The 15,635-nt window shown below is 74.4% G+C and carries 14 protein-coding genes; 8 read left to right on the forward strand and 6 right to left on the reverse strand.

Annotated elements, in window-relative coordinates:
- The gene (locus ACZ4VF_RS09060; RefSeq protein ID WP_467924200.1) at nucleotides 1–900 is read left to right on the forward strand and encodes a hypothetical protein; all 900 of its coding nucleotides are present in this window, start codon (nucleotides 1–3) and stop codon (nucleotides 898–900) included.
- Nucleotides 901–1,136: 236 nt separating this feature from the next.
- Here ACZ4VF_RS09060 and ACZ4VF_RS09065 read toward each other — a convergent pair whose 3' ends face one another.
- On the reverse strand, nucleotides 1,137–2,042 hold the full coding sequence (locus ACZ4VF_RS09065; protein ID WP_467924202.1) for an SDR family oxidoreductase: 906 nt from the start codon (nucleotides 2,040–2,042) through the stop codon (nucleotides 1,137–1,139).
- A 1-nt stretch (nucleotide 2,043) separates the two neighbouring features.
- Nucleotides 2,044–2,790 (reverse strand): SDR family oxidoreductase, encoded by a 747-nt coding sequence (locus ACZ4VF_RS09070; protein ID WP_467925580.1) that lies wholly within the window; start codon nucleotides 2,788–2,790, stop codon nucleotides 2,044–2,046.
- Nucleotides 2,791–3,007: 217 nt separating this feature from the next.
- Between ACZ4VF_RS09070 and ACZ4VF_RS09075 the strand changes: the two genes are divergently transcribed.
- The 4 genes from ACZ4VF_RS09075 to ACZ4VF_RS09090 are packed head-to-tail and all read left to right on the forward strand — an operon-like array spanning nucleotide 3,008 to nucleotide 6,407.
- Entirely contained in the window at nucleotides 3,008–3,760 is a 753-nt protein-coding gene (locus ACZ4VF_RS09075; RefSeq protein WP_467924204.1) for an enoyl-CoA hydratase family protein, read from the forward strand.
- Nucleotides 3,761–4,612: a CoA transferase subunit A gene (locus ACZ4VF_RS09080; RefSeq protein WP_467924206.1), complete on the forward strand. Its 852-nt coding sequence runs from the start codon at nucleotides 3,761–3,763 to the stop codon at nucleotides 4,610–4,612.
- The gene (locus ACZ4VF_RS09085) at nucleotides 4,609–5,349 is read left to right on the forward strand and encodes a CoA-transferase subunit beta (RefSeq protein ID WP_467924207.1); all 741 of its coding nucleotides are present in this window, start codon (nucleotides 4,609–4,611) and stop codon (nucleotides 5,347–5,349) included. The genes ACZ4VF_RS09080 and ACZ4VF_RS09085 overlap by 4 nt, the downstream gene beginning before the upstream one ends.
- On the forward strand, nucleotides 5,349–6,407 hold the full coding sequence (locus ACZ4VF_RS09090) for an NAD(P)H-dependent flavin oxidoreductase (RefSeq protein WP_467924209.1): 1,059 nt from the start codon (nucleotides 5,349–5,351) through the stop codon (nucleotides 6,405–6,407). Before ACZ4VF_RS09085 ends, ACZ4VF_RS09090 begins: the two co-directional genes overlap by 1 nt.
- 87 nt (nucleotides 6,408–6,494) lie before the next feature.
- Here ACZ4VF_RS09090 and ACZ4VF_RS09095 read toward each other — a convergent pair whose 3' ends face one another.
- Genes ACZ4VF_RS09095 through ACZ4VF_RS09105 form a run of 3 tightly spaced genes read right to left on the reverse strand, consistent with a single transcriptional unit; the run spans nucleotide 6,495 to nucleotide 9,100 of the window.
- Complete coding sequence (locus ACZ4VF_RS09095; protein WP_467924211.1) at nucleotides 6,495–7,652, reverse strand: acetyl-CoA C-acetyltransferase; 1,158 nt, start codon at nucleotides 7,650–7,652, stop codon at nucleotides 6,495–6,497.
- Nucleotides 7,653–7,676: 24 nt separating this feature from the next.
- Nucleotides 7,677–8,288, reverse strand: coding sequence for a TetR/AcrR family transcriptional regulator (locus ACZ4VF_RS09100; RefSeq protein ID WP_467924213.1), 612 nt, complete (start codon nucleotides 8,286–8,288; stop codon nucleotides 7,677–7,679).
- A gap of 26 nt (nucleotides 8,289–8,314) precedes the next feature.
- Nucleotides 8,315–9,100 carry an SDR family oxidoreductase gene (locus ACZ4VF_RS09105; RefSeq protein ID WP_467924215.1) on the reverse strand — a complete coding sequence of 262 codons (786 nt, stop codon included), beginning with the start codon at nucleotides 9,098–9,100 and terminating at the stop codon, nucleotides 8,315–8,317.
- Between the two features lie 52 nt (nucleotides 9,101–9,152).
- Here ACZ4VF_RS09105 and ACZ4VF_RS09110 point away from each other — a divergent pair, with 52 nt between their 5' ends.
- Both ACZ4VF_RS09110 and ACZ4VF_RS09115 read left to right on the forward strand, forming a co-directional pair.
- Nucleotides 9,153–10,292: an acyl-CoA dehydrogenase family protein gene (locus tag ACZ4VF_RS09110; protein WP_467924217.1), complete on the forward strand. Its 1,140-nt coding sequence runs from the start codon at nucleotides 9,153–9,155 to the stop codon at nucleotides 10,290–10,292.
- The gene (locus tag ACZ4VF_RS09115) at nucleotides 10,292–11,275 is read left to right on the forward strand and encodes an acyl-CoA dehydrogenase family protein (protein WP_467924219.1); all 984 of its coding nucleotides are present in this window, start codon (nucleotides 10,292–10,294) and stop codon (nucleotides 11,273–11,275) included. The genes ACZ4VF_RS09110 and ACZ4VF_RS09115 overlap by 1 nt, the downstream gene beginning before the upstream one ends.
- Nucleotides 11,276–11,317: 42 nt before the next feature.
- Here the strand turns inward: ACZ4VF_RS09115 and ACZ4VF_RS09120 are convergent, their stop codons facing one another.
- Complete coding sequence (locus ACZ4VF_RS09120; RefSeq protein WP_467924221.1) at nucleotides 11,318–12,043, reverse strand: vWA domain-containing protein; 726 nt, start codon at nucleotides 12,041–12,043, stop codon at nucleotides 11,318–11,320.
- A 661-nt stretch (nucleotides 12,044–12,704) separates the two neighbouring features.
- Between ACZ4VF_RS09120 and ACZ4VF_RS09125 the strand changes: the two genes are divergently transcribed.
- Nucleotides 12,705–15,623 (forward strand): NACHT domain-containing protein, encoded by a 2,919-nt coding sequence (locus ACZ4VF_RS09125; protein WP_467924223.1) that lies wholly within the window; start codon nucleotides 12,705–12,707, stop codon nucleotides 15,621–15,623.
- Nucleotides 15,624–15,635 lie beyond the last annotated feature (12 nt).

Here is a 15,635-nt window from a genome sequence, read left to right on the forward strand (position 1 = left end):
GTGGCGAACGGCGTACCGGTCGAGCACGGCTACCCGCACCTGGAGACGGTGCGGGCCGCCGTCACCGCCCTGTACCGGCGGCTCTCGCGGGACACGATCGAGACGTTCTCGGCCAGCGTGACCCCCGCCGACGTGGCCTTCCGCGACACCGACGACCTGCATCTGGGCGCGCAGCGCGTGGCCCGGGAGATCGTGCGGCACTTCCGGCTGCCGGACGCGCGGCTGATCGTCGGCTTCCGGGAGATGACCCACGCGGCGAACGTGGAACTGGCGGCGGGCCCGGAGTACTTCGTCGAGCTGAACGACCGGTTCCGCACCCACCGCAGGGACATCGGCGCGGCCCTCGCCCACGAGGTGGCGCACGTCTACCTGCACCGCCTGGACCTCTCCTTCCCCGCCACGGCGGAGAACGAGATCCTGACGGACACGGCGACGGCCTACCTGGGCGCGGGCTGGCTGCTGCTGGACGCCTACCGGGAGGACGGGGTCTCCTCGCAGAAGCTGGGCTACCTCACCCCGGAGGAGTTCGGGTACGTCCTGGCCAAGCGGGCCCTGCTCTTCGGCGAGGACCCGTCCGTGTGGTTCACCAGCCCGCAGGCCTGCACCGCCTACGCCAAGGGCATGGACCGGGCCCGCCGGGACCGGCGGCAGCCGCCGCTGAGCGGGGCCGGCTGGGCGGGCCGCCGCCGCTACGCCCACGACCGCCGCCACGCCCACGAGCACCGGGACGCCCCGCCCACGCCGCCGTCCGCCGCGTACTCCTTCACCCCCGACGGCGGCGGCCGGCTCCGGGTGAGCTTCCCGTGCCCGACCTGTCACCAGCGGATCAGGGTGCCGGTGCAGGGGCGGGTACGGGCGCGGTGCGGGTTGTGCCGGACGGTGCTGGAGTGCGACACGTAGCACTGCTGCCGCTGTGCCCGCGGGCCGCCGGGTCAGCCCGCGTGGCCGGGCCCCGGCCCGTGGACGGTGGCCCCGGCCCGTGGACGGTGGCCCCGGCCCGTGGACGGTGGCCCCGGCCCGTGGACGGTGGCCCCGGCCCGTGGACGGTGGCCCCGGCCCGGTTTCCTGGCCGTGGCGGCGGAACGGCGGCACAGGGCCGCCGCCGCCCGGCTCCCCTCGGGGAGGGCCGCGGGAGGCTACGCCCCGTACACCCGCCCCGGGGGCTCCGCCTCCGCCAGCAGTCCCCGGGCCGCCTCGCCCGCCTCGGCCGGGGTCCAGCGGGCCCCCTTGTCCAGGGTGGGGCCGGGGCGCCAGCCCTCCATGACGGTGATCCGGCCTCCCTCCGCCTCGAACACCCGGCCGGTCACTCCGGTGCTGCGGGCCGAGCCGAGCCAGACCACGAGCGGGGAGACGTTCTCGGGCGCCATGGCGTCGAAACCGGCGGCCGGCGCCGCCATGGCCGCGGCGAACGCACGTTCCGTCATGCGGGTCCGGGCGGCCGGCGCGACGGCGTTGACCTGGACGCCGTACCGGGCCAGTTCGGCCGCCGCGACCAGGGTGAGGCCGACGATCCCGGCCTTGGCCGCGCTGTAGTTCGCCTGCCCGACCGAGCCGAGCAGGCCCGCTCCGCTGCTGGTGTGGACGACCCGGGCCACCGGGATACGCCCGGCCCTGGCCTCGGCCCGCCAGTGGGCGGCGGCGTGCCTCAACGGCAGGAAGTGACCCTTGAGATGCACCCGGATCACGGCGTCCCAGTCGTCCTCACCGAGGTTGACCAGCATGCGGTCGCGGAGGAATCCGGCGTTGCTGACGAGGGTGTCGAGCCGGCCGTAGGTCTCCACGGCGGTGCGGATCAGGTCCGCCGCCCCCGCGCCGGTGGCGATGTCCCCGCCGTGCGCGGACGCCTCGCCGCCCGCCGCCCGGATCTCCGCGACGACGGCCGCCGCCGGACTGTCCGCGCCCGGCGCCCCGTCCAGCCCCACGCCGAGGTCGTTGACGACGACCCGGGCACCCTCGGCGGCGAAGGCGAGGGCGTGGGCACGACCCAGCCCGCGGCCGGCACCGGTGACGACGACGACCCGGCCCGCGCAGATTCCGTCCATCTCAGCTCTCCTTGTCGGCGGTCTTGCCGGCGGTCGCGGCATCGAGGAAGGCGGGCCGTTCCCCGCCGCCGTGCACGTGCAGGCTGGCCCCGCTGATGTAGGCGGCGGCGTCGGAGGCGAGGAAGACGGCGGCGGCGCCGACGTCGTCCGGGAGGGCCAGCCGGCCCAGCGGGACGGTGCGGGCGACGGCGGCGACGCCGTCGGGACCGCCGTAGTGGAGGTGGGACAGATCCGTGTGGACCATGCCGACGACGAGGGTGTTGACGCGGACCTCCGGCGCCCACTCCACCGCCATGGAGGCGGCCAGGTGGGCCAGCCCGGCCTTGGCCGCGCCGTAGGCGGCCGAACCGGGTGAGGGGCGGACCCCGCTGACACTGCCGACCATCACGATCGAGCCCCTGCTGCGCCGGAGGTGGTCGTAGGCGGCGAGGGACGCGGTGAGCGGGGTGACCAGGTTCAGCTCGACGACCTTGGCGTGCCGTTCGGCGTCGGCGTCGGCGAGACGCCGGTACGGGGTGCCGCCGGCGTTGTTGACGAGCACGTCCAGCCGGGGCAGTCCGGCGAAGAGGGCCCGGACGGCGGGCGGGTCGCGCAGGTCGAGGGGGGTGAACTCGACTCCGGGCAGGGGCTGTTCCGGAGGCCGGCGGGCGCAGGCCAGCACGCGTGCGCCCGCCTCGGCGAAGGCCCGGGCGATCCCGGCGCCCACTCCCCTGGTGCCGCCGGTGACGACGACGGTGGTGCCGCGCAGTGAGTCGCCCGCAGGTTCGTAGGCCGGAGGTCCGTCGGCCGCAGGTCCGCCGGCCGGAGGTCCGTTGCCCGTGGGTCCTCTGTCAACAGGTCCTTTGCCCACAGGTCCTTTGTCCACAGGGCGGTTGTCCACAGGGCCTCCCGCTTGTCCGCGCCGACTGCTAGCTTCGAAGCCTCACACCTAACAAATGTTTGGTGGAAAGGTAGCTGATGCGCCCATGGGTGTCTCCCGTTCGTCCCCGGAAAAGGGGATTTCCGTGGTCACCGTCGACTATCCGCCGGTCAACGCGGTGCCGGTGCGCGGCTGGTTCGCGCTGGCGGAGGCCGTGCGCGCGGCCGGCCAGGACCCGGGGATCCGGTGCGTCGTCCTGGCCGCCGAGGGCCGGGGGTTCAACGCGGGCGTGGACATCAAGGAGATACAGGCGGCCGGGCACGAGGCCCTGATCGGCGCCAACCAGGGCTGCGCGGAGGCCTTCGCCGCGGTCTACGAGTGCGAGGTCCCGGTGGTCGCCGCCGTGCACGGCTTCTGCCTGGGCGGCGGGATCGGGTTGGCGGGCAACGCGGACGCGGTGGTGGCGAGCGAGGACGCGGCCTTCGGGCTGCCCGAGCTGGACCGGGGCGCACTGGGCGCGGCGACCCATCTGGGCCGGCTGGTCCCGCAGCACCTGATGCGCGCGCTGTACTACACCGGGCGCACGGCGAGCGCCGCCGAGCTGCACGGGCACGGCTCGGTCTGGGCGGTGGTGCCGCGCGCGCAGCTGCCGGCGGCGGCGCTGGAGCTGGCCCGGCAGATCGCCGCCAAGGACGGACGGCTGCTGCGCATGGCCAAGTCCGCCCTGAACGGCATCGATCCGGTCGATGTGCGCCGCAGCTACCGCTTCGAGCAGGGCTTCACCTTCGAAGCGAACCTGAGCGGCCTGGCCGACCGGGTCCGCGACACGTTCGGCGGGTCCGCGACGGAGGGGGTGTAGATGACCGACAAGACGATGACCGCCGAGGAGGTGGTGTCCCGGCTGGCGAGCGGGATGACCCTCGGCATCGGCGGCTGGGGCTCGCGCCGCAAGCCGATGGCGCTGGTCCGGGCGCTGCTGCGGTCCGGCGTCGGCGATCTGACGGTCGTCTCCTACGGCGGCCCGGACGTCGGCATGCTGGCCGCCGCCGGCCGGATCCGCCGGCTGGTCACCGCGTTCGTCACCCTCGACTCCATCCCGCTGGAACCGCACTACCGGGCGGTGCGCGAGGGCGGCGGCCTCGCCCTGACGGAGGTGGACGAGGGGATGCTCCAGTGCGGGCTGCGCGCGGCGGCACAGCGGCTGCCCTTCCTGCCGGTGCGGGCGGGGATCGGCTCGGACGTCATGCGGGTCGGCCCGGGGCTGAGGACGGTGACCTCGCCGTACGCGGACGGGGAGACGCTGGTGGCCATGCCCGCGCTGCGGCTGGACGCGGCCCTGGTGCACGTCAACCGCGCCGACCGGCTCGGCAACGGCCAGTACCTGGGCCCGGATCCGTACTTCGACGACCTGTTCTGCGAGGCGGCGGACGCGGCCTACGTCTCCTGCGAACGGATCGTGGACACGGCGGAGCTGGCCGAGGAGGCGGCCCCGCAGTCGCTGCTGCTGAAACGGCTCGCGGTGACCGGGGTGGTGGAGGCGCCGGGCGGCGCGCACTTCACCTCCTGCGCGCCGGAGTACGGCCGGGACGAGGAGTTCCAGCGGCGGTACGCGACCACGCCCTGGCCCGAGTTCGCCGCGACGTTCCTCGGTGCCGACGAGACCGCCTACCGGTCGGCGGTCCGGCGGTGGCGGAAGGAGCGGGAGCGATGAGGGCCACCCGCGCCGAGTACTGCGTGATCGCCTGCGCGGAGGCCTGGCGGGGCGCCGGTGAGGTGCTGGCGAGCCCGATGGGCCTGATCCCGTCGCTGGGCGCGCGGCTGGCCCGGCTCACCTTCGCGCCGGAGCTGCTGCTGACCGACGGCGAGGCCCTGCTGGTGCGGCCGGACGGCACCCCGGAGGGCTGGCTGCCCTACCGGCAGCACCTGGAGCTGGTGGCGGGCGGCCGGCGGCACGTGATGATGGGCGCGAGCCAGCTCGACCGGTACGGCAACCAGAACATCTCCTGCGTCGGCGACTGGGCGCACCCCCGCAGACAGCTGCTGGGGGTGCGCGGGGCCCCGCTCAACACGCTGAACAACAGCACGAGTTACTGGGTGCCGAAACACTCCCGGCGGGTGTTCGTGGAGCGGGTGGACCTGGTGTGCGGAGTGGGGTACGACCGGGCGGCGGAGCTGGGGGGCGCGGCCCGCTACCACCACATCGCGCGGGTCGTCACCGACCTCGCCGTGCTCGACTTCGCCACGCCCGACCGCACCATGCGCCTGGTGTCGGTGCACCCGGGGGTGGGCGTGGAGGAGGTGCGGGAGGCGACGGGGTTCCCGCTGGCCGTGCCGGACGAGGTGCCGTGCACCCGGGAGCCGGAGGCGGCCGAACTGCGGCTGCTCCGCGAGGTGCTGGACCCGCAAGGGGCGCGCACCCGCGAGGTGCCGGAGGGGGCGGGGGGCTGATGGAGACCGCGCTCACCCGGCTGGTCGGGGTCCGCCATCCGATCGTGCAGACCGGGATGGGCTGGGTGGCCGGGCCGCGCCTGGTCTCCGCGGCGGCGAACGCCGGCGCCCTCGGCGTCCTGGCCTCCGCGACGATGACGCTCGACCGGCTTCGCGACGCGATACGGGAGGTGCGGTCCCGGACGGACGCGCCGTTCGGGGTGAACCTCCGGGCCGACGCGGGCGACGCGCCGGACCGGGTGCGGATCCTGCTGGAGGAGGGGGTCCGGGTGGCCTCCTTCGCGCTGGCCCCGTCCGCCGAGCTGATCGCCGAGCTGAAGGCGGCCGGGGTGGTGGTGATCCCGTCCGTCGGGGCCCGGCGGCACGCCGAGAAGGTGGCGGCCTGGGGCGCGGACGCGGTGCTCGTGCAGGGCGGCGAGGGCGGCGGTCACACCGGCGAGGTGGCGACGAGCGTGCTGCTGCCGCAGGTGGTGGACGCGGTGCGGATACCGGTGGTGGCGGCGGGCGGCTTCTTCGACGGGCGGGGCCTGGTGGCGGCGCTGGCGTACGGGGCGGCCGGGGTGGCGATGGGCACGCGGTTCCTGCTCACCTCCGACTCGACGGTGCCGGACGCGGTGAAGGCCCGGTATCTGGCGGCGACGGTCCGGGACGTCACGGTGACCCGGGCGGTGGACGGCCTGCCGCACCGGATGCTGCGCACCGACCTGGTGGCGGCGCTGGAGCGGTCGGGGCGGATACGGTCCTTCGGGCACGCGGTGCGGCGGGCGGCGGGCTTCCGGCGGCTGTCGGGGCTCACCTGGCGGCAGCTGGTCCGCGACGGTCTCGCCCTCCGGCACGGCAAGGAGCTGTCCTGGAGTCAGGTGCTGCTCGCCGCGAACACGCCGGTGCTGCTGAGGTCGGCGATGGTGGACGGGCGTACGGACCTGGGGGTGATGGCGGCCGGGCAGGTCGCCGGGGTCATCGACGACCTGCCGTCCTGCGCGGAGCTGGTGGAGCGGATCATGCGGGAGGCGGAGGAGGTGCTCACCGGACTGACGGGACCCGGGGCCGCCCGGTGAGCGCCGAGCGGCCGCCCTGCCGGTGCCGCCCGCTCGCAGCCGCTCGCCGTACCGCTCACACCGTTCGGTGCCCGGTCACAGCCCCGGTCACAGCCGTTCGATGATCGTCACGTTGGCCTGGCCGCCGCCCTCGCACATGGTCTGGAGGCCGTACCGGCCGCCGGTGCGCTCCAGTTCGTGGAGCAGGGTCGTCATCAGCCGGGCGCCGGTCGCGCCGAGCGGGTGACCGAGGGCGATCGCGCCGCCGTTGACGTTGACCTTGGCGGGGTCGGCGCCGGTCTCCTTCAGCCAGGCGAGGACGACCGGTGCGAAGGCCTCGTTGATCTCCACGAGGTCGATGGCGTCGAGGGTGAGGCCGGTCTTCTTCAAGGCGTGCGCGGTGGCCGGGATGGGCGCGGTGAGCATGCGGATGGGGTCCTCACCGCGCGCGGAGAGGTGGTGGACCCGGGCGCGCGGGCGCAGTCCGTGGTCGCGCACCGCCCGTTCGGAGGCGAGCAGCAGGGCCGCGGCTCCGTCGGAGACCTGGGAGGAGCAGGCCGCGGTGACGGTGCCGCCCTCGAGGACCGGCGCGAGCGCGGCCATCTTCTCCGGGGAGGTGTCCCGGCGCGGCCCCTCGTCCACGGTGGTCGCGCCGTAGGGGACGGTCTCGCGGGAGAAGCGGCCGGTGTCGATCGCCCAGAGCGCGCGCCGGTGCGAGCGCAGGGCGAACTCCTCCTGTTCCTCGCGGGAGATGCCCCACTGGGCGGCGATCATCTCGGCGCCGGCGAACTGGTTGACGGGCCGGTCGCCGTACCGGGCGCGCCAGCCGGTGCTGCCGAGGAAGGGTCCCTCGGTCAGGCCGAGGGGGACGGCGGCCTGCCGGGAGGCGAAGGCGATGGGAACCTGGGACATGTTCTGCACGCCGCCCGCGACCACCAGGTCCTGGGTGCCGGAGAGCACGGCCTGCGCGGCGAAGTGCACGGCCTGCTGGGAGGAGCCGCACTGCCGGTCGACGGTCACGCCGGGTACCTCCTCGGGGAGGCCCGCGGCCAGCCAGCAGGTGCGGGCGATGTCGCCGGCCTGCGGCCCGACCGTGTCGAGGCAGCCGAAGACCACGTCGTCCACGGCGGCCGGGTCGATCCCGGAGCGCTCCACCAGCGCGCTCAGCACCCGCGCGCCCAGGTCGGCCGGGTGGACCGCGCCGAGTCCTCCTCCGCGCCGTCCGACCGGTGTGCGAACCGCTTCGACGATGTAGGCCTCGGCCATGGCAACTCCCTCGGGTGGGAACGGCTATTCGCGTACGGCGATCCCGTCCAGCACCATCGACAGGTACTGGCGGGCGATCTCCTCGGGGCTGTGCTTGCCGCCGGGCCGGTACCAGGAGGCGGCGACCCACACGGTGTCGCGGACGAACCGGTAGGTGAGCCGGACGTCCAGGTCGGCGCGGAAGACCTGTTCTGCGACGCCGCGTTCCAGCGTGCTGAGCCACGCTTTCTCGAACCGGCGCTGGGACTCGGCGAGGAAGGCGAAGCGGTCCTGGGCGACGAGCTGCCTGCTCTCCTTCTGGTAGATCGCGACGGCCGCGCGGTGCCGGTCGATCTCCCGGAAGGACTCGGTGACCAGAGCCTGAAGCGTTTCCCGGGGCCCGAGTCCGGAGGCGAGGACGGTGTCGTAGCCGTCCCACAGCTCGTCGAGGAAGGTCCGGAGGATCTCCTCCAGCATCGACTCCTTGGAGTCGAAGTGGTAGTAGAGGCTGCCCGCGAGCATCCCGGCGTGGTCGGCGATCCTGCGGACGGTGGTGGCGTTGTAGCCGTGCTCGGCGAAGACCTCGGCGGCGGTGCTCAGGAGTTCTCCGCGCCGGGCCGCTGCCGCGGTCACCTGGGGCTTTTTCTTGGTCGGCACGCACCCATTGTGGTCTGCTCCGCTGCTCAGGGGTGCTGGCTGCTGACGGCGACGACCTCGCCGGTCATGTAGGAGGAGTAGCCGGAGGCGAGGAAGACGATGACGTTGGCCACCTCCCAGGGCTCCGCGTACCGCCCGTACGCCTCCCGCTCCGTCAGTTCCGCGAGCAGGCCGGCGGAGGTGACCTTCTCCAGGTGCGGGTGCATGGCGAGGCTGGGGGCGACGGCGTTGACGCGCACGCCGTAGGCGGCGGCCTCGATGGCCGCGCACCGGGTCAGCGCCATCACGCCGGCCTTGGCGGCGGCGTAGTGCGCCTGCCCGGCCTGGGCGCGCCAGCCGGCGACGGAGGCGTTGTTGACGATCACCCCGCCGCCGGTCCGGCGCATGGCGCGCAGGGCGGCCCGGGTGCAGCGGAAGGTGCCGTTCAGCGTGACGTCCAGCACCCGGGACCACTGTTCGTCGGTCATGTCGGCCAGCTCCGCCGTGCCGCCCAGTCCGGCGTTGTTGACGACGACGTCCAGCCGTCCGTGCGCGGCCAGGGCGGTCTCGAACAGGGCGCGTACCTGATCCTCGTCGGTGACGTCGCACGGCGCCGCGACGACCGCGCCGGGGAACTCGCGGCCCAGTTCGGCCTCGTGCTCCTTCAGCCGGCGCGGGTGGGCGTCGCTGATCAGCACCCGTGCGCCCTCCTCCAGGAAGCGGCGGGCGGTGGCTCCGCCGATACCGGTGCCGGCCGCGGCGGTGACGACGGCGGTACGGCCGCGCAGCAGTCCGTGCCCGGGGACGGGGACGGGGCTCTCGACGCCTGTCATGGGGCCACGCTAACCTACCAAACACTTGTTAGGGAAGGGCGGTGACGTCACCGTGGATCTGACCCACTCCCCGGCCGACGAGGAGTTCCGCGGCCAGGCCCGGGCCTGGCTCGACGCGCACGTCCCGCGCACGCCGCTGCCGTCCCTGGAGACGGAGGAGGGCTTCGCGGCGCATCGCGCGTGGGAGGCCGAACTGGCCGCGGACCGCTGGTCGGTGGTGTCGTGGCCGGAGCGGTACGGCGGGCGGGACTGCGGCCTGCTGCGCTGGCTGGTGTTCGAGGAGGAGTACTGGGCGGCGGGCGCGCCGGGCCGCGTCGGCCAGAACGGCATCGCCCTGCTCGCGCCGACCCTCTTCGCGTACGGCACGGAGGAGCAACGCGCGCGCGTGCTGCCCCCGATGGCCGGCGGCGAGGTGGTCTGGGCGCAGGCCTGGTCCGAGCCGGGGGCGGGCTCGGACCTCGCCGCGCTGACCTCCCGGGCGGTGCGCACGGACGGCGGCTGGCGCTTGCGCGGGCAGAAGACCTGGTCCTCGCGCGCCGCGTTCGCCGACCGGGCCTTCGGCCTGTTCCGCAGCGACCCGGAGACCGAGAGGCCGCATCAGGGGCTCACCTACCTGATGTTCGACCTGCGGGCCCCCGGCGTCACCGTCCGTCCGATCGGCCGGCTCGACGGCAGGCCGGCCTTCGCGGAGCTGTTCCTGGACGACGTGTTCGTCCCGGACGAGGACGTGATCGGCGAGCCGGGCCAGGGCTGGCGGATCGCGATGTCCACGACGGCCGACGAGCGCGGGCTCACCCTGCGCTCGCCGGGCCGCTTCCTGGCCTCCGCCGCCCGGCTGTGGCACCTGTGGCGGGCCCAGGGGTCGCCGGGGCACGCCCGGGACCGGGTGGCCGACGCCCTGATCGCGGCCCGCGCCTACCAGTTGTTCACGTACGCCGCCGCCTCCCGGGTCCTGGACGGCGCCCGGCTCGGCCCGGAGTCCAGCATGAACAAGCTGTTCTGGTCCGAGCTGGACCTCGCGCTGCACGAGACGGCCCTCGACCTGCTGGGCGCGGAGGGAGAACTCGCCGACGGCGCCTGGGCGGAGGGGTACGTCTTCTCCCTGGCCGGACCCATCTACGCGGGCACGAACGAGATCCAGCGGGACATCGTCGCCGAGCGGCTGCTCGGCCTGCCGAAGGGACGCCGCTGATGCGCTTCCTCCTCGACCCCGGCCAGCGCGCCTTCGCCGACGCGCTGCGCGCGATGCTCACCGCCGCGGACACCCCCGCGGTGATCCGCTCCTGGAGCCGCGGCGACCACGCGCGCGGGCGCGCGCTGTGGTCACGGATCGCCGAGGCGGGGGTGTTCGGCCTCGCGATACCGGAGGAGTACGGCGGAGCGGGAGCGCACCCGGTGGAGCTGGTGGTGGCCTTCGTGGAGCTGGGCCGGCACGCGGTGCCCGGTCCGCTCGCGGAGACGGTCGGGGCGGCCGTACTCCTCGGCGATCCTCCGCTGGCGGCACGCTTCCTGCCCGGGCTCGCGGCCGGCAAGGACGCGGCGACGGTGGCGGCACCCGGCGGGTACGCCCTCGACGGCGACTCCTCTTCGCTGCGCCTGTCCCCCTCCCCCGACGGTCTCCACCTGTCCACGGCGGCCCCCGGCCCGGTGCGCCGCTCCCTGGACCCCGCCCGCCGGCTGACCCGGCTCGCCCCCGCCGGTGAACTCCTCGCCCGCGGGGCGCCGTACGACCGGGCGCTCACCTGGATGCGTCTGGCCACCGCCGCCCAGGCCCTCGGCGTCGGCTCCGCCCTGCTCGACCGGACCGTCGCCCATGTGCGGCGGCGCACCCAGTTCGGGGTGCCGATCGGCTCCTTCCAGGCCGTCAAACACCGCCTGGCCGACGCCAGGACGGCCCTGGAGTTCGCCCGCCCCCTGCTCTTCGGCGCGGCGGCATCCCTGCGCCCGGCGGAGGTGGCCGCCGCCAAGCTCACGGCGTGCGAGGCGGCGTACCGCACGGCCCGTACGGCCCTGCACCTGCACGGCGCGATCGGCTACACGGCGGAGTACGACCTGTCACTGTGGCTCACCAAGGCGCGGGCCCTGCGCTCGGCGTGGGGGTCACCGGAGGAGTGCCGGGACCTGGTGCTCACGGACGGGCTCCGGAAAGGGGACGGGCTGAAGGGGACGGGCTGAAGGGGACGAGCGTGTGGTAGGAGACGGTGGCGGACCGCCGGATCAGGCCGGACGTACGACGCCCGCCGCCCGTGCCGCCACGAGCCACTTCGGGAACTCGCCGACGAGACGGTCGTACAGCTCGGCGTCGGAGAGCCGCTGCGGGTCCTGGCCGGCGTGGAAGAAACCGGCGTTGTCCACGATCCGCTTGTCCGGGACGGGCAGTTCGTCCAGCTTCCGCAGGAACTCGAACTGACGGCTGCCCGGGTCGCCGAAGCCGACGAACTGCCAGAACAGCGGGAGCCGCGCGGCCTTGCAGAGATATCGCTCGGCGGCGAGCTTGTCGATCGGGCCGCCGTCGGTCTGGAAGACGACCAGGGCGGGTGTGGTGGCACCGCTGTCCAGGTAGTGGTCGATGACCGCGTCCATCGCCAGGTGGTAGCTGGTCCTGCCCATGTGCCCGAGCCCGGCCGCGATCCGCTCGATACGGCCCTCGTGTCCGGCGAGGGCGATGTCGGTGACCGCGTCGACGTCCGTGGAGAAGAACACCACGGGCACCCGGCCGTCGTCGTCCAGGTGCGCGGACAGGCCCAGCACCCGGTCGGCGAGCGCCTGCACACTGCCGTCCCGGTAGTAGGGCTTCATGGAGCCCGAGTAGTCGACCACGAGGTAGACGGCGGCCCGCAGTCCGTCCAGGCCGTGCTTGCGCAGGGACACCCCCGCCGACCGGTAGGCGCCGACCAGCGCGGGCGCGGTCTGCTCCACCTTGGTCAGGCTGATCGCGGCCATGCGGGCTCCTCAGGGGTGATCACCGGGCGGGGGTGCCGAGGTTACGGCACCGCGGCCGCCCGCCCCACGGCCGGCCGTCCCCAACAGCGGCGCGCGCACCGGGTTTTCAGTACGCTGGCCTGGTGGGGGACAACCGGATCTATGGCGGTCGGTTCGAGAACGTGGTACAGGCCCACCACATCGACCACGTCCACTTCCACGTCCCACGGCCGCGCACCCGGACCCCGGCGTCGAGGCTGCGCCACGCCTTCGCCGCGGGGTCCGCGGCCGTCGGAGCCGCGCTGCTCCTCCTGAGCCGCTACCGCCTCCCCGTTCCCGGGAACGCGTTGCCCGGTCCCCCGCAGGCGACGGTGACGGTCGCGGGAGTCTTCTGCCTGGTCCTGGCGGTCTGCGCGGAACTGCTGACACTGTGGGAGCTGCGTTCACGAAGACGCCCGGAGCCCGAGCCCTCCCGAGCGGAACTCGACCGGGCCGCGGAGCAGCTCGCGGAGACGCTGAAGGCCCGTTACGACCGGGACGAGCGCCTGTCACGCATCCACGACCCCTTCCCCATCCCGGTGCGCTGGACGGCGGCGGACCCGCTGCTCACCGACCACTGGCGGACATCCGCCGGGCGGGGTCCGCGCCGGACGACGACGGCGACGCCGACCGGCCCCTGGAGGTGGACGGCCGGTTCGAAGGGATCGCCGACCTGTTCACCTCCCTCCCGGCCCGGCGGCTCGTGGTCCTCGGCAGGCCCGGTGCCGGGAAGTCCGTGCTCGTCCTGCACCTCGCCCACCGGCTCGTGGAGGCCCGCGACCCCGCCTCCGGGGACCCGGTGCCCGTCGTCTTCCCGCTCGCGTCCTGGGACCCGAAGCGCAGCGGGCTGTGGACCTGGGCGGCCCGCCGGATCGTCGAAGGCCATCCCGGGGCGTTGGCGGGCGGTGGCCGCGCCCACGCCCTCGCCCTGGCGCTGATCGCGTCCGGGCGGGTGCTGCCCGTGCTCGACGGCTTCGACGAACTCCCCCGCCCGTCGCAGGCGAGCGCCCTGCGCGAACTGCGGGCCAGCCTCGCGGGGCCCGCCCGCTTCCTGCTGACCAGCAGGACGGAGGAGTACACGGCGGCCGTCGAGGCCGAGAACACCGTGCTTCCGGCGACCGCCGTGGTGGAACTGCAGCCCCTGACCGTCGGCGAGGTGGCGGCCTACCTCCCCCGCACCGCCCGCAGGACCAGCCGCGACGACGGCTCCCGCACCGCCTGGGAACCCGTGCTGCTGCGGCTGGAGGACCCCGCGGACCAGAGCCGCGAGGTGCGCGTGCTCCGGGCGGTCCTCGGCACTCCGCTGATGATCGGTCTCGCCCGTGTCGCCTACAGCGACGGCGGCGCCGGCGCCGATCCGGCCGAACTGCTGTCCGCGGACCGCTTCCCCACCAGGGCCGCCGTCGAACAGCACCTTTTCGACGCCTTCCTGTCGGCGGCCTACGGCGGCGCGCTGGACGACCGGGCCGGACGACCGCCCTGGAGCGCCGGCGACGCCCGGCGCTGGACCGGTTTCCTCGCCCGGCACCTGCGTGCTTCCGGCACGCAGGACCTGGAGTGGTGGCGCCTCGACGAGGCGGTGCCGCGCGCCGTGCGCGCCCTGGTGACCCTGCCGGCGTTCCTGCTGCTCCTGCTCGGCGTCCTGGTTTCCGGGTTCGGCACGCCGTGGTGGCACAAGTGGGTGGGACTGCCGTACGGCGCGGCCCTCGTCCTCGGCATCGTCGCCGCCCTGGTCTCCGACTGGGCCCAGCCCGATCCGCTCCCGGGCCCCTGCCGGCCGCACGGGCCGTCGGGCGCGCGGCTCCGGGCGGCCCTGCGCAGCCGCGCGCAGTGGATGAGGGCGGCGTTCTGCGTGGGCGCTCTCGCCCTGGGGGTGGTGTCCTCAGCACAGCTCTCACCCGGACTGACCCGCTCGCTGACCATCATGGCCACGGTCTGCGTGGCCGTGTACTGGACGGCCGATCTCGGCCAGGCCCTGCGCAGACCCGCCGATCCCGCGGAGGCCAGGGAACCGTCGGCTCTGCTGACCGCCGACCGGAAGGCCACGGCCACCGTGGCCCTCTTCGACCTGTTCGGCCCGGCACACCACGCCGAGTACCACGCGACGCTGTTCAAGTCCGCCGTGCTGTTCGCGGCCTGGTGGCAGTGGGCGGAGACCCCGGACAGCCAGGGGCCCGCGGACTGGGCCCGCGCGGGGGCCTGTTTCGCGGCGGCCTCGCTGTGCCACGGCATCGCCGTCTCCGCCTGGGGCCGCTACACGGTGGCCCGGTGTTGGCTGGCCCTGACCGGCAGGCTGCCCTGGCGGCTGATGGCGTTCCTGCGGGACGCGCACGCACGGGGCATCCTGCGGCAGGCGGGCGGTGTCTACCGGTTCCGCCACATCGAGCTGCGCAACCGGCTGGCGGGCACGAGCGGGCTCCCCTCGGCACACGAGTGGCCGGCGCGTGTCTTCCCGCGAGTGGCAGCGGTCGCCACGGCGGTGGCGGTGGTCGCCGTGTTCCTGCAGATGACGGCCGTGGGCTCCATGACCCCGCCCCCTCCCTACACGGCCGTGCCCCCAGCGTGCGCGCTGCTCGACGAACACCTGCTGGCCGGGTTGATGGCCGACCCGATGAAGGTCGCGAACGGCGGCACCGCCTGCGGGGCCGGCGAACAGTCGCCGTTCCACCGCGATGTCAGCCTCACCCTGCGGACCTTCGTGACCGGCACCCAGGCCGGAATGGACCCCGACCTCATCTACATGCGCGCGAGCACCAAGCTGCAGACCACCCTCTTCGCCAACGAGGTGGTGAAGGGCCTCGGCGACGAGGCGCGTCAGGGGATCCAGGACGGCCTCTCACCACCCATGGAGGGTCTCCAGCACACGGCCGTACTGGCCACCAGGGTGGCCAACGTCGTCCTGGAACTCACCTACACCGAGGAGTTCGCCTCCGCGTCCCGCGCCCAGGAGATCGCCCGCATCCTCATGCGGGCGGCACTGCGGCACGCGCACCTCTCGCCGGGGCACCGGCAGTCCGCCGAGCGCCGGCTCTCCGACGTGCCGCGCGCCAGGATCCCCGCGGGCACGCGCTTCGCCTACTACCAGCGCCGCGAGCCCAGGACCCTGGTGGGCGCCCACTGGGGGAAGGAGGAGCGGTCCCGTCTCTGGCGGTTGGACGACTTCTCCTACGTCTTCCGCGCGCCGAAGTACCTCGGCTGCAAACCGTCGGACGGCAACGGCACGGTGACCTGCACCTCCGACGGACCGGACGGCCTGCGTCTCCCCCGCCTCCGCCTGCGGCTCGCCTCCCGCCACTGCGTCAGGGCCTGCGCGGAAGCCCCCCGGTTCTGGCTCTCCCGTCCCGGCTTCTCCTCCACGCCCTGGAAACGGGCCACCTCCTCGCCCTGGTACGCCGAGACCACGCCCGACGCCCGCACGTACCGCATGCTGCTGGCCCGCACCGTCACGTACCCGAAGAGCAAGGACACCTACCTCGTCTGGGCCGAGGCGGAGGTCGACGCCTCCCACCGGGCGCTCGCCCAGAAGATCATCAATGATCTCTACACGGGCACCGGCGGGTGAGCGCACCGGACC

The organism is Streptomyces sp. NPDC029151, from assembly GCF_055564315.1.

Coding starts and splice junctions, on each gene's coding strand:
- ACZ4VF_RS09115 (WP_467924219.1), top strand. CDS start 10,292: ATGCGCTTCCTCCTCGACCCCGGCCAGCGCGCCTTCGCCGACGCGCTG.
- ACZ4VF_RS09085 (WP_467924207.1), top strand. CDS start 4,609: ATGAGGGCCACCCGCGCCGAGTACTGCGTGATCGCCTGCGCGGAGGCC.
- ACZ4VF_RS09120 (WP_467924221.1), bottom strand. CDS start 12,043: ATGGCCGCGATCAGCCTGACCAAGGTGGAGCAGACCGCGCCCGCGCTG.
- ACZ4VF_RS09075 (WP_467924204.1), top strand. CDS start 3,008: ATGGGTGTCTCCCGTTCGTCCCCGGAAAAGGGGATTTCCGTGGTCACC.
- ACZ4VF_RS09080 (WP_467924206.1), top strand. CDS start 3,761: ATGACCGACAAGACGATGACCGCCGAGGAGGTGGTGTCCCGGCTGGCG.
- ACZ4VF_RS09095 (WP_467924211.1), bottom strand. CDS start 7,652: ATGGCCGAGGCCTACATCGTCGAAGCGGTTCGCACACCGGTCGGACGG.
- ACZ4VF_RS09065 (WP_467924202.1), bottom strand. CDS start 2,042: ATGGACGGAATCTGCGCGGGCCGGGTCGTCGTCGTCACCGGTGCCGGC.
- ACZ4VF_RS09105 (WP_467924215.1), bottom strand. CDS start 9,100: ATGACAGGCGTCGAGAGCCCCGTCCCCGTCCCCGGGCACGGACTGCTG.
- ACZ4VF_RS09090 (WP_467924209.1), top strand. CDS start 5,349: ATGGAGACCGCGCTCACCCGGCTGGTCGGGGTCCGCCATCCGATCGTG.